This is a genomic window from Oceanobacillus sp. FSL K6-0118 (assembly GCF_038006665.1).
Lineage (GTDB): Bacteria > Bacillota > Bacilli > Bacillales > Amphibacillaceae > Oceanobacillus > Oceanobacillus caeni.
The window spans coordinates 1,084,015-1,097,166 of the sequence record NZ_JBBOVR010000001.1 but is presented as its reverse complement, the minus strand read 5'-3'; the positions used below and the strand labels follow the sequence as shown (position 1 = coordinate 1,097,166).

At 33.9% G+C, this 13,152-nt stretch carries 10 protein-coding genes; 3 read left to right on the top strand and 7 right to left on the bottom strand.

Annotated features, from left to right (window positions below):
* From MHI02_RS05810 to MHI02_RS05785, 6 genes are all read right to left on the bottom strand, one after another.
* Complete coding sequence (locus MHI02_RS05810) at positions 1–2,334, bottom strand: YecA family protein (protein WP_341165747.1); 2,334 nt, start codon at positions 2,332–2,334, stop codon at positions 1–3.
* A gap of 208 nt (positions 2,335–2,542) precedes the next feature.
* Positions 2,543–3,268 (bottom strand): M48 family metallopeptidase, encoded by a 726-nt coding sequence (locus tag MHI02_RS05805; protein ID WP_341165746.1) that lies wholly within the window; start codon positions 3,266–3,268, stop codon positions 2,543–2,545.
* A 13-nt stretch (positions 3,269–3,281) separates the two neighbouring features.
* Complete coding sequence (locus MHI02_RS05800) at positions 3,282–6,383, bottom strand: type I restriction endonuclease subunit R (protein WP_341165745.1); 3,102 nt, start codon at positions 6,381–6,383, stop codon at positions 3,282–3,284.
* 43 nt (positions 6,384–6,426) lie between these two features.
* Positions 6,427–7,665 (bottom strand): restriction endonuclease subunit S, encoded by a 1,239-nt coding sequence (locus MHI02_RS05795; RefSeq protein ID WP_341165744.1) that lies wholly within the window; start codon positions 7,663–7,665, stop codon positions 6,427–6,429.
* 8 nt (positions 7,666–7,673) lie between these two features.
* A complete protein-coding gene (locus MHI02_RS05790; protein ID WP_341165743.1) occupies positions 7,674–9,203 on the bottom strand; it encodes a type I restriction-modification system subunit M in 1,530 nt (509 codons plus the stop codon).
* On the bottom strand, positions 9,196–9,789 hold the full coding sequence (locus MHI02_RS05785) for a restriction endonuclease subunit S (protein WP_341165742.1): 594 nt from the start codon (positions 9,787–9,789) through the stop codon (positions 9,196–9,198). The genes MHI02_RS05790 and MHI02_RS05785 overlap by 8 nt, the downstream gene beginning before the upstream one ends.
* Positions 9,790–9,971: 182 nt before the next feature.
* On the opposite strand from MHI02_RS05785, the gene MHI02_RS05780 reads away from it, so the two are divergent.
* From MHI02_RS05780 to MHI02_RS05770, 3 genes are all read left to right on the top strand, one after another.
* Positions 9,972–10,472: a hypothetical protein gene (locus MHI02_RS05780; protein ID WP_341165741.1), complete on the top strand. Its 501-nt coding sequence runs from the start codon at positions 9,972–9,974 to the stop codon at positions 10,470–10,472.
* Between the two features lie 224 nt (positions 10,473–10,696).
* Positions 10,697–11,557: a DUF6414 family protein gene (locus MHI02_RS05775; RefSeq protein ID WP_341165740.1), complete on the top strand. Its 861-nt coding sequence runs from the start codon at positions 10,697–10,699 to the stop codon at positions 11,555–11,557.
* An 83-nt stretch (positions 11,558–11,640) separates the two neighbouring features.
* Positions 11,641–11,919, top strand: coding sequence for a helix-turn-helix domain-containing protein (locus MHI02_RS05770; RefSeq protein ID WP_341165739.1), 279 nt, complete (start codon positions 11,641–11,643; stop codon positions 11,917–11,919).
* Positions 11,920–12,041: 122 nt separating this feature from the next.
* Here MHI02_RS05770 and MHI02_RS05765 read toward each other — a convergent pair whose 3' ends face one another.
* Complete coding sequence (locus MHI02_RS05765; protein ID WP_341165738.1) at positions 12,042–13,085, bottom strand: hypothetical protein; 1,044 nt, start codon at positions 13,083–13,085, stop codon at positions 12,042–12,044.
* Positions 13,086–13,152 lie beyond the last annotated feature (67 nt).

The following is a 13,152-nucleotide window of genomic DNA, read 5'->3' as shown; positions in this document are numbered from 1 at the left end:
CTAAGAACCACAACACTTTTTATACTTCTTTCCACTTCCACAAGGACATGGCTCATTTCTCCCTATTTTCTTTATTCCAGTTTGCTTTTTAAATGATAGGATTCTTTGTTGAGCATACCTTTCCGATAACTCAATAAATTCTGCTTCTCTTTCAAGCGGTATATCGTCCTTAGTAAGATATTCAAAATCTACATTATACAATTTACCTTTAGAATTGTAGTCTAAATACAAAGCCAATCTATTCTCATCATTAGGCTTCAACATTGTTGCTAACACATAATCTTTTGCCTTACCATCTTTGAAACTACTAATACCATCTTGATTACATATAAAGGTAATCTTATTATCTTCAAATATATTTAAAGGCATAACTCTTTTCACTTCAGCTTGTCTTTTCATTAATATATTCATTTTTTTATCTATCTCTGCCCTTAAATCAAAGTCCAAATCAAGAAGCGTACTGGCTACTCGGGTAAATCCTTTTTTTCTTTGCTTTTCTAGTATGTTAATAATTTCTTGCAATATCTCTGGAATTTCCTGTTTTGGTTTATTAGGTTTTTCTATATCAGGAAAGACAAGTACAGAAAAGTAGTTATCCAATTTTTCCCTATATCCATGCCATAGCATATGCTTTCCATTACTTAATTCGGCAATATTTGTATATTGGTTATGTTCAATATACAACCCTAAATGATCAAGCTCATCAATAACCTCTAAACCAGATGACTTCGATGCTTTTAACCTTTGTTCTAGGAAATGAAGAAACATACTGGGTGATTCAAAGTAGTCAGCATAAACCCGTAACTCATCAATTGATATATTCCATGATGGTAAAGCTCCCAGCTCAATGCCAATAGGCGAAAGTTTATCAATCCGTGCAGCAAACTCGTTAAAATTATCAATAGTAACACTACATGAAGTAGTTTGCCTATAATCATCATAGCTTAATTCTTTTATTGGAATGTGTTCCTCATTACAAATTATTACTTTCCCCTCTTCTTTTAGGGTTTCAATGAATCTAGTTGCTTGTTCATGGGGTTTTTTTGCTAGATTTTCTAATGATTTAATAAAAGCATTAAAATCAGTTGAAGGGTGGGTGTAGGTAAATGAACCCCCTTTCACTTCTACAACTATTAAATGTCCATCATATTCTATAATCCCATCACACTCACACCATTGTTTTTTTCCATTATTACCAGTCTTACTCTGATAATAGATTGATTTAAAGGATTCTGCTTTTGGAATTAACTTGTGAAACAAATCAAATGGTAATTGTTCTGACACCTGTTTTTGCTTCTCGTTCCATTCATTTTTGTATTCCGGTTTAAGCCTAGTAACTAATCTTTGAATTATCCTGTATAAGTTATCAAAAAGACTGTAATAATCAAAGCAGTAGATTTTATCCTCTACACAAATAAATGGCCGTTCTTCAATCGGTAATCTTCTCAGCGGCCAACCTGCATAATCTCCTTCAGAGAAAAAGTGGGCTTCTTCTCCTGCTTTCCAAGATAATTCCTCTATTAATTCCCTAGGTAGGCCTGTTATCTTCCCTACATCGAATAAATCATACCCAAAAAACCGCCCATTAAATGAATCTCTCAGTTCCCTTAAACCCATTTCATCAAAAATTTTATCCACTTCTTCACTAGACTCTTTTGGTACATCTCCATATTGTTTTTCTAATACAGGTGCAGTCTTCTCCATCAAATACACTAAATCACTTCTTACATTGTCCACACCACGCATCAATGACATTTGTATTTTTTCAATTCCCAAAAGGAAAGTTTCGATGCTTATCCCAAAGAGCTCTTGAAAAACTTCTTCATGAGGTGATAATAAATCAAGATGATGAGGATATTCAAAAACTGGGTATCTTATACCTCTTACTGTAGTTCTTAATTCTTGGGCTTGGACATAAAGAGAATCATAATCATCATCAAAATCTGGGTCTGTAGTCTCCAAATAAGCTGAATGACACATGTGGTAATAATTTAAACTACTATATAGCTCAGAAACCTTTTCATACACTGCATTCCACTTTTCCATGTCATCTCTTTCATCTCTACTATCTTTTGGTTCAGTGGAGACAATAACACTCTGTACATAGTCTATCATTCGAACTGCTATTATATCATCAAAGCCATATTGGAATTCAGATGTTTTATTTAACATAGACATAAACATATTCCAATAGCTGATCTGCAATAGTGTTAAAGGATTACAACTGGCTACTAATTCACGAATTTCATGCACAAGCCGGTTTATTTTATCTTTTATTTCTGGATATTGGTCAGCTAACCTTTTAATATAGTCTTGATGTTCTTTTTCGGTCATATTATTTCTCATTACAACCTCTTTACCAAACCTAGCAATTTCAATTGGCCCAAATCTTGCATAATCATCTGGTCTTGATAGTTTTGGATTACTTTTCCCCAATAAAACCACTCCTTTAATATGCTGATAAGTGTAAAAGGCAGCTCCCGAGTATTGGAACTGCCTCCTGCTGTCTTATCCTGTTGTGTTCATCACCAAGTAGTTCACTTCATAATTCCTTTACAATCTCTTCATCCAGTATCGCTTTTCTCTTTTCCCAATCAGGCATAAGCGAATACAACATCTTATAAAAACTTTCACTATGGTCATTGTACTTAAAATGAATTAACTCATGTACAACAACATAATCAATACAGTGTCTAGGAGCCTTTATTAGCTCAGTGTTTAAAAGAATTGTATTTGTATCTAGCAATGCTGATCCCCATCGTGCCCTCATTGTCCTTATATCAATGGATGGTTTTTCAACACCATACTTCTGCAATAAAGGATAATGTTTATCCAAAGAGTTCTGGAACGTTCTAAACGCTTTCTCACGGTACCATTCTTCCATTAGCTTTGCTTTACGCTTGTAATTATCAAGGTCTTTTGCGTAAAGATAAATAAAACCACGGAAATACTTAACTAATTCCTTTTCTTCCGCTTCTTGAACACGAAGGCGGTATTGTTTACCCAAATACCTGAAAGCCTCTCCGCTAACGTATTCTCTCTCACTTTGCTTAAAGGGTTGCACGGTCTCAAACTTCTTCACATGCTTCGAAATCCATGAGCTTTTCCCTTTTACAAAGTCATAAATAAAGTTTAATGGTACTTGTTCGTGAGCAGTAACTTCTACCGTCATATCTGGTTTAATGTTAAGATTTACATTCTTTACATTTTTTCTTTCAACGCTAAATTCAATTGTTTGGTTTCCGTTCTGTATACTATGTTTTTCCATGTTGTTCACAACCTCAATAACGTCTTAGGGCAACGGTTTTAATCTGTTCTATAATCTTATCAATAGTGTCAAAATCGAGTTCCACATTTTTTTCTGTTGAAAAATCATATAGTAGATCATCAAGTTCTTGAGCAATTCGATTATGGATTTCGATATTATCGTGCCAGTCTACCTTGGCGTAATCTTGAATAATCTTATCCATCCGAAGTGCTAAATCACCAAGCACCTCATAACTCGCCTCTGTTTCTTTAACTTCACTACTCATAATATCCTTAGTTACACCATAAAAGGCTTGTGCATTTCGGTTCTCTTTAATGATCTCAGGATAACTTTCACTTGATTCACCATTACGATAGTCCTTCATAATATCTTTCATTTTGTTTAAGTACTCTGCTTCAGAAATTCGTTTCTCTTTGTACTCTTGAATAGCTTCCTTGATGCGTTCAGAGAACTTTTTATAGTAAGCAGGATTTTCATCCCATTTTGCATGGACACTTTTTGTTAAACGTGTACGAATAGCATCAGCCTTTGCTCGTTTGGTATCTAAACGCTCCAATTCTTCTTCAAATGCTTTTTCATTTAAAATATCAACAGGATTTGTGATACGGATGACTTCTTCTGCTGAAATATAGTTATCCATTAGTTTCTGCATTTTTGATTCATATTCTTTATGGTCAATCGTATCCGAATACCGTAGTTTCACACTCTTCCTTAATTCCTGGAAAAACTTCAAGTCCTTCTTATACTTTTGAAGTTCCTCTGGTGGCAAAGCATTGTATATCTTCTCAGATTCTAAAGCAATTCCAAGGTGTTTACCAAATTTGCTTAATACATCATAAAAGCCTTCTCTTCGTTCCCCATCTTCTAACCAAACTTCATATTCTTCCGTATCTTGCTTATTCTTTATTGGAGCGAATATCTGTAATAGGTCAGAATGATACTGTCTTAATGAGCCAATAATACTAATAACATCATAGATTGCTCCATCTAAATCTTTAGGATCAAAATTCTCTAAACCTGCTCCCGAATACATCTGCATAGCTTGGTCCAGTTTGTCTAAAAGACCTCTATAATCAATGATAAGACCATAATCTTTACCTTCATATAGACGATTTACCCTTGCTATCGCCTGAAGAAGTGTATGTTCTTTCATTGGTTTATCAACATAAAGCACTGTTGCTCTGGGTGCATCAAAACCAGTTAGTAGCTTATCAACGACTATTAACAAGTCGATTTCATCACCATTTATAAAATCATCTTTGATTGCATCTTCATATTCATCAGGTGTTCCATAACGATCCATCATCCGCTTCCAGAAAAGTTGTACCTTATCCTTCGATTCTACATCTACTGCTTCATGACCTTCACGTTGATCCGGTGGGGAAATAACAACGACACAATTCAAATCACCAAGTTCTTCAAAAGCCTCAAGATAACGAATTGCTTCAATCTTACTGTTAGTTGCTAACATAGCCTTGAAGTAACTATCTTGTGTTTTATAGTTTTTCAAGAAATGTTCATTTATATCGAAAGCAATCATACTTATGCGTTGATTAGATGATGCGATTCTTTCAAATAGGCTCCACTTTTTCATTACGTCCTGTTTCTGGTCATCATTAAGATTTCGAGTAATCATCTCTAGTCTATTATCAATAGCCTTTTGGTTAACTGTTTGATCCACCATTTTCCCTTCATACAGTAAGGGCACAATGGCTTTATCACGTACACCATCAGCGATTGTATAGGTATGAATGAGTTTCCCAAACTTTATCATTGTGTTCTTCTCTTTTTTCATCAGAGGGGTTCCTGTAAAGCCTAAATAACAAGCATTAGGAAATACCTTTTTCATTTTGATGTGTAATTCACCATATTGAGTTCTGTGGGATTCATCCACCAATACAAAAATGTCCTTAGATTCCACTGTTTTATGTTTTGATGCTGTATCGAACTTATGAACCAAAGAGGTAACAATATCCGCATTGTTATCATTGATTAAATCGACTAAATGACTCCCAGAAGTTGCTCTACTAGCTTTTAATCTCGAATGACGAAATGTCTTATGAATCTGTTTATCCAATTCCACTCGGTCGGTAACAATGGCTACTTTAGGGTTATACTCATTTAATTCAGATAAGATATATCTTGCTAACATTACCATCGTAAGAGACTTACCAGAACCCTGTGTATGCCAAATAACGCCAGACTGCCTATTACCACTCTCATCTCTTTCTTCTATTGTCTTAATGATTTCTTTTATCGCAAAGTATTGTTGATAACGAGCTACTTTTTTTACATCTTTATCAAACAACGTAAAGTATTTCGTTAACTCCAATAAACGCTCTGGATGGAACAAAGAAATGATATTCTTATCCTGTATAGTTGGGATTCTTCCCTTAACAGCCCTATCTAACCATGTTTTCAACCAGTCTTCTTTTTCTTCTTTCCATACAGACCAAAACTTTTTCGGTGTATTACATGTCGCATACTTTGTTTCATTTTTGTTTGTGGACATAACCAACTGAACAAACTTATATAATTGAGGTGCGTAATCTTTTCCTTGATTTCGAATCATTTGGCTTATACCTTGTTCCATTGAGATAGATGCTTTTTTACACTCAATTACAGCAAAAGGAATTCCATTAACAAATAATACAATGTCAGGTCGAACAGTACCACGTCCGTCCATTCGCTCTACACTAAATTCTTCAACCATATGAAACTCATTATTCTCAAAGTTCTCCCAATCAACGAACTGTATTGTAAATGATTTTTTTGATCCATCAGGTAAAAATTCAATATAAGATCTACCATTTAAGATTGTTTCATAAATTGATTCATTTGCTTTTACCAGTCCATTTGTTAGTGGCTCGTCTAAATCACGAATGGCCTGCTGTATACTTAAATCGCTGAATGAATAGGTCTGGCCCATATATTCATATGAATTAATTAAACGCAATTTAGGTTCAAGAATATCTTTTATTAAAACATCGTGTAAGTTTCCACGCATTCTTTCAGCTTTTTCAGGACTTAGATATTGATAACCTAACTGTTGTAATACCTCAATAGCAGGAATTTGGCTAATATATCGTTCATCATAACTTTCAACTCTAGGCATTAGATCACCCGTTTCAAAAACTATTTGACAGAAAGTAAAGCTCCTATACTTTTACTCGGACCATTCCTGTTAGAAGTAATTGCATAAGACCTTTCTTTTGCAGTTTTAAATTTTCTAATTCACTTGATAAAAGCTGAATTTCGTTATCTAACTTATTTAAAATGTCGACAATTGCTTTTTGTTCTTGTTTATCTTGTGGATAATATACTTTTACATTTCCTATGTCTGCCAAGTTTATCTTTTGAGGTATAGCACTCAATAAGGATTTACTTAAAATGTCCTTTTTAAATTCACCAGTTGCCATATATTGAACCAGATATTCGGCAAGAATGTTTTCATTTGTTTTTAAGAGGGCAAGACTAACATATATGCTCGATTCATAATCCCAATCTACTAAAACAGCATCACCAATACTACCAATTCTTGTCATTATGATATCGCCCTTTTCAACCTTGCATCTTGAACTAATCGAAAGATGTTCCTCCCTTGAGATAAACTTGTGATTTTTAAAATCTCTATTAGTAACATTTTCAACACTGTAAAAGGGAACTCCATAGTCTTTATACTTCGGTGTACTATGTGTACCATCCATTATTTTTGTACATAACTTTTTGAGCTTACTTTTATTCCACTTACTAGAAAATCCTGGCAATCTTACTTCACCAATTAACAACTTTTGCATTAATCCTTTTTTCAGTTCTATTTTCTGCTTAATCAGCTCATCCTTTAACTCAATTGCTTTGTCCCAGGTGGATAATATAGATGCTATCTTTTCTTGCTCATTTAAAGGAGGTAGCATTATCCGAATTATCCCCATATTTTTATGTCCAACATGAGGCTGTCCACCGGAATTAAACATTCTTAGTAATTGATTCCAATAATAATTACTGTTCAAAAAATGCCAATAAAAATCGTTGTTTATTTCTGATGGGACAATTGATATTTTGAACATATTGTTACTCAAAATCCCTTTTGCACCTCTAAATGCTTTGCCTCCAGTATTTCCAGTATTAGCAACGCAAATATCTTCTGGAGATATCTTATAGTATTTTTCACTATCTTTAACAAAAAGTTTTTTTGAGTCTGAAAAGAAATCACTAATGTATAGATACCTTACATATCCAACTTTTTCTTCATTAACTTGTTGACTAAAAGGGATTTGGTAGCCCTGTTTAAACGAAGACACCTCTTCCAATTTTTTTACAGACCACATTGAAGGTATTGTTTGTTTCTCTTTATTAATACCATATGAAATATTTACATCTACTTCATTTAGACTCATTTAATCACCTACAATCCAAGTTCTTTCAAATGCTTTTCCATCTGAGTCTCCACTTCTTGAATCTTTTTCTTTATATTTACAATATTTTCTTTTACAGCTACCATATCAACTGGTTCTTCTTCCTCAAATGTATCAACATAGCGAGGAATGTTCAGGTTATAGTCATTTTCTTTGATTTCATTTAACGTAGCTACATAGGAATATTTATCAACGCTTTCCCATTTCTCATACGTGTTAACGATATTTTCAATATCCTTTTCTTTCAATTTATTCTGTTTTTTACCTTTTTCAAAATTACCCTCACTAGAAGCATCAATAAATAAGACATCATTATGACTACGGTCTTTTTTGAAAACCATAATACATGCAGGAATACCTGTACCAAAGAATAACCCTTCAGGTAAACCAATTACAGCATCTAAAAGGTTCATATCAATAATTTGCTTACGTATTTTTCCTTCACTTGATCCACGGAACAACACCCCATGTGGAAGTATTGTAGCCATACGTCCGTTTTCAGCTAATGAATAAAGCATATGCTGAACAAAGGCATAATCACCCTTAGAGCTAGGTGGCACACCCCATTCAAACCTTCTATGTGGATCTAAACTTGCATCCATTTTAAATTTCTTATCATTGGTTCCTTCACCTGCAAAACCCATGGCCCATTTATCTAATGAGAATGGAGGATTTGCAACGATTGCTTGGAACTTCATTAGCTTTCCATCTTCTAAGTGTAATGGATTGGCTAATGTATCTCCCCATTCAATCTTAGCATCATCAATCCCATGCAAGTACATATTCATTAAAGCCAATGAATGTGTTGCACCGTTACGTTCTTGACCGTAAATAGCAACTTTACCATTTGGAACTTGTTTAGCAACTTTTATTAACAACGAACCTGAACCACATGTAGGGTCATAAATACGATCATTTTCCTGTGGTTTAACTAACTGTGCTAATACCTCAGATACTTCTGCTGGTGTGTAGAATTCTCCACCTTTTTTACCTGCATCAGAAGCAAATAGCCCAATCATATACTGATAGGCGTTTCCTACAATATCTTCATTACCCAATTGTGATGGTCTTAAAGATAGTTGATTAAAGTCCTCTAACAAAGAACGTAACATAGCATTCCGTTCTTTTGCTTTTCCAAGAATTGCTTCACTATTAAAGTCAATGTTACGGAATACCCCTCGGAGTTTTCCAGTATTTTCGTTTTCTATTCGTTCCAATGCTTTATTGATGATTTCTCCAATTTCAGGGTCATTCCGCTTACTATATAAGTAATCAAATGTTGAATACTCATCCAAAACAAACCGTTCTCTTGATAAAGCACGTTGAATACGTTCTTCATTACCATTGTATCGTTTTGTGTATTCTTCCAAGTTTTCTTTGTAAGAATCACTCAAATACTTTATGAATAACGTTGTTAAGATGTAGTCTTTATATGTGCTTGAATCAATTTTCCCTCTAAATGTGTCTGCTGCTTGCCATAATACTGAATTAATTTGCTGTTGTGTTACTTTTTCAACCATGGTTATCCTCCGATTTATTTAGTATTTGTTTTGATAATCCTGCAAACCACTTCTCTTTTTCTTCTATTAACATTCTGTAAAGCTCCTTTTCTTTTAGATGGAGCCTATAAATATCAATGAGTGACTTTTGCTTATCAATTGTCGTTACCGAAATAGGAAGGGTTTTTATGATATTTTGATTGGTACTTGGAATCCGAGTTCCTGATTGGAATCGTTCGAATTCCTTCTTAATCTCTTTTGAATTTAGATACCAAGCTAAAAATTCTGGTAGAAGTTTACTTTTATCTACCTTAATAATCGCAAAGTAAGAAGGGATTAACAAACCACTTGCCTCTTTATCAATATATACTGCTGTATTAGGATGACTTAAACGAATTAGAACATCCCCTTCTTGTGTAAAGTAGTGACTATCTAGCACATCATTACTTTTAAACTCCTCATATGTTGTTGAATCTATCGTACCATCATTAGTTATATTCCTAAGCGTAATGAGCTTGTATGTAGCCATTGTTTCATGCTCAAACTCTGCCTTTTTTCTACTTAAAACTAGACCAGTCTTTACAACAGCTATTTCTCTAAGTTGCATTAGACACCTCCTCCAAAATGTTAAATAGGGAATTTAACACTATTTGTTAAATCAAGTATATGACTTTTTAGATTCTATGTCAAACCATAAAATATTGAATGGGAAATCCAACACTACAGTTATATTTCGGTGTACTCCCATCTATAATACTTTAGCTTTACAAAATGAAAGGGGTTGTGCTTATGGACAAAAATACATTCTTTGCAATGACACCAAAGGAAAGAGTAACTAAAGTAAATAAGCTATTAGAGGAGTATGATATGAAGGGAATTAGTGACCTCCTTGGAATCTCTAGTAGCAAATTCAGCCAAACCATGCGAGAGGGAGACTATATTTATCATAAAGCGGATAAGAAATACTATCCCTTTGTCCGTTCCGAAGAGGAAAGAGAGAAAAACTCACAGAGCGTGAACGATAATGAAATAGACTTCATTAAACATAATGTAGATACACTGAAAAAGGTTATTAAGCAGTTTGAAGAACAAGGGCTATTACTGCTTGATAAACGTATCTACAGTAGAGATGCCAAGTTTGTCAATAAAAGTATCCGAATGAACAGTGATATTTACGAAGAGTTTAGCAGCTTTTGTGAAGAATACTATCCTCATTTAAAAACACAAGACTTGATTGCTCAATCACTAATTGATGCAATGACAAAATATAAGCCTGATAGAGAGCGATAAAAGCTCTCTTCTTTTTTATTAGTCCATAAAAAGGCGACGATACTATTAAGATCAACACCTTATAATTCCTTAATATATTCTAAGACAATTTAGAATCTATAAACAAGTATGATATTCTAAGGATAGAGTTTTAGAAGAAAAGTCCATAAACTGTTTGGGCAGAATTATTGAAGAGGTGTTATCAAAACTATTCGATAATACCAACATTTGGGGAGGTATGATTTTTGTCTAAAGAAAAGATTTATCGTGACATCATTTATTTTGATACTGATAAGGTACAATCCATACTAGCACAGATAAACAAAGGGTTAATAAATTCTATGTTGGAATCTAAAAGTTCAAAGCATGAAGGAGAAGGCAAACTAAAAACCGGAAGGCTGATGGAACTACTATTGCAATTACCTATTTCCGCAGAAGGAAGTTATAAGTATACGAGAAGTAAGGGGCTGCAGGAAGAAAAGTCTTTACATGACTTTGCATTAACCGAATTGCTTGACACTTTACCTTTGAAGGACGTTACTTCGCTAAATAGAGAGGCTTTTAGTACTGGTAAGAAACGAACTTTTGTAAAGGTGCGAGGAGATTTTTCTTTGTACGATTATGAAGATCTTGCTAGAACCATTGAGAGAATAGAAATTATAGATTCGTTATTTAGGAATGCAAGTGAGGGAAATGAACAAATGAAGAACTTTGCCGATTTTATCAAAACAGCATATGAAGGACTCACAGCAATTGAAATTAGTAATAAAAACGAAATCAAATTTTTAGGAGCAATTAATACTGATTATTTAAGGGAAACAATGAGGAACCTACTCTTTAAATATGGAGGTAGTCCTAAAGGTGAATGGGAAATGATTTGCCAAATAACTAATGTACCTAGGCGTAGCAGTGAAACTTTAAATGATTCCTTCAATAGTTTCGGAAAAGGTATTGCTACAACTGATATTAGTAAAGCGAAATCATTAAGTCCTATTATGAATGAAATTGTAAAAGAGTTCAGTAAAATAAACGATATGTTTTCATCAGTCTCATTTCCAAATATTTCAGTAGAACCAATTGCCGTTTACAAAGAAATGAGTTTGTGATTAAAATTTGTACAGGATTTCAATTAACTTTATTAAAGAATACCATAACTACGTAAATTCCCATAATAAATTTGGAGGTTTCAATGAAAGCAAAAGTTGATAAGAGCATGGAAGAGAATAAATACTACACAACCCTTGAAGCAGCTCAAAAATTAGGATTAAGTGTTCAAACCATAAGACGTATGTGTACACAAGGAAAGTTTAAAGGAGTCAAACCTGTTAGCAAAATAGCTGGACATTGGCTCATTCCAAAAGAAAACTTCATTACAACAAGGGAACAAGATAAAATTGCTGAAATCACTTTGCAACGAATAGATAAAAAGAACAAAGAGAAGTGCAATGTGGATGAATTCGACCTTTAATTTAACTATCCTTTTTAATTTTAATCCTGGTTCGAAGTTCTTTTATGATGAATCCAATAAGAGAGGTGTCTATAGTGTTATGAAAAACACATTACAGACACCCTTTTCTTATTTTCTGTTCTTTAGATTTTGAATGGGTTTTCCAAGAAACTTGAAAATGAGGTGTAATTTTCGGTGGAGAGATTTTTTGGTATTAGGAATGGATTTATCCCTAAACTAGCAAGGTCACGAAGATATTGTCGATAAGTGGGTTTAGATACGCCCCCCTCCTCCTTTGTCTTTTTAACGGGGGTGTCAATATTGCCTTTGGAGATCATAATGAGGAATTCCCGAAGACTTTCTTTTTTTCTTTTAGAGAAAGAACTGTTTGAAATTATTTTTTCCGCCTCGGTGATTTTATAATAATCTCCGGTATGGACAATAGGGATTACGTGTTTTTCCATATATTCTTTCCATAGTTGATTTGAAAAATAGGTTTTCAATTGCTTTGGTCTTCCCTTTCCTCCTTTATCTTCTCTTTTCATACTATTCAGGTGGCTGTTTTTCAATCTCAACTCGTATCTGACCTTATGTGCATCGTATGGTTGTATTGGTTCCCTCTTTGCAATCCTTTCGTCCTCTTTGCTATAGATGAACAATTCTGTACTTTTGCACTTATGGTATTGGGAAGTTTCATATTTTACAGGATTACCATTCTCATCCTTACCCCATTTAATTTTCTCTTTGTATGCAAACTTTACAGCGGTTTTTTCCAGTAAGCGAAAGAGCAACTCTCGGTGTTGGGGGTCTGGAACCTCTACGTCTACTCGATAGTCAATTCTTGTGAGTGTATGGTAGTCAAAGCAATAAGAATATCCGAGATGCCAAGAAAGAAATTTACGAATATCCAACTCTATAAATTCATAGTCCTCTTCAGTAATTGTACCTCTATTCAACACCTTTATTGCATCAACCTTAAACTGTAAATACCAAATACCATCTAAATATTTATCTTCCCAAGTGCGAACAATAGCATATGCTGGAAAAACATTCTTTAGTTTTTTATTAAACTTTTTAACTGCTGCACGAATGTACTGGTATTTGTTTACTCTAATCCCGTACTTAGAAAAGAGTTGCTTCATATCTTCACTGCTTACGGGAATAAATAATTCAAATGAGTGTATCAATGAATCCATCTCCTTTAGTTTTTGTTCAAAGGAATAAGCAATCCCTTTAATATCAAGTGGTTTAAGG

Coding starts and splice junctions, on each gene's coding strand:
- MHI02_RS05810 (WP_341165747.1), bottom strand. CDS start 2,334: ATGACCGAAAAAGAACATCAAGACTATATTAAAAGGTTAGCTGACCAA.
- MHI02_RS05805 (WP_341165746.1), bottom strand. CDS start 3,268: ATGGAAAAACATAGTATACAGAACGGAAACCAAACAATTGAATTTAGC.
- MHI02_RS05800 (WP_341165745.1), bottom strand. CDS start 6,383: ATGCCTAGAGTTGAAAGTTATGATGAACGATATATTAGCCAAATTCCT.
- MHI02_RS05795 (WP_341165744.1), bottom strand. CDS start 7,665: ATGAGTCTAAATGAAGTAGATGTAAATATTTCATATGGTATTAATAAA.
- MHI02_RS05790 (WP_341165743.1), bottom strand. CDS start 9,203: ATGGTTGAAAAAGTAACACAACAGCAAATTAATTCAGTATTATGGCAA.
- MHI02_RS05785 (WP_341165742.1), bottom strand. CDS start 9,789: ATGCAACTTAGAGAAATAGCTGTTGTAAAGACTGGTCTAGTTTTAAGT.
- MHI02_RS05780 (WP_341165741.1), top strand. CDS start 9,972: ATGGACAAAAATACATTCTTTGCAATGACACCAAAGGAAAGAGTAACT.
- MHI02_RS05770 (WP_341165739.1), top strand. CDS start 11,641: ATGAAAGCAAAAGTTGATAAGAGCATGGAAGAGAATAAATACTACACA.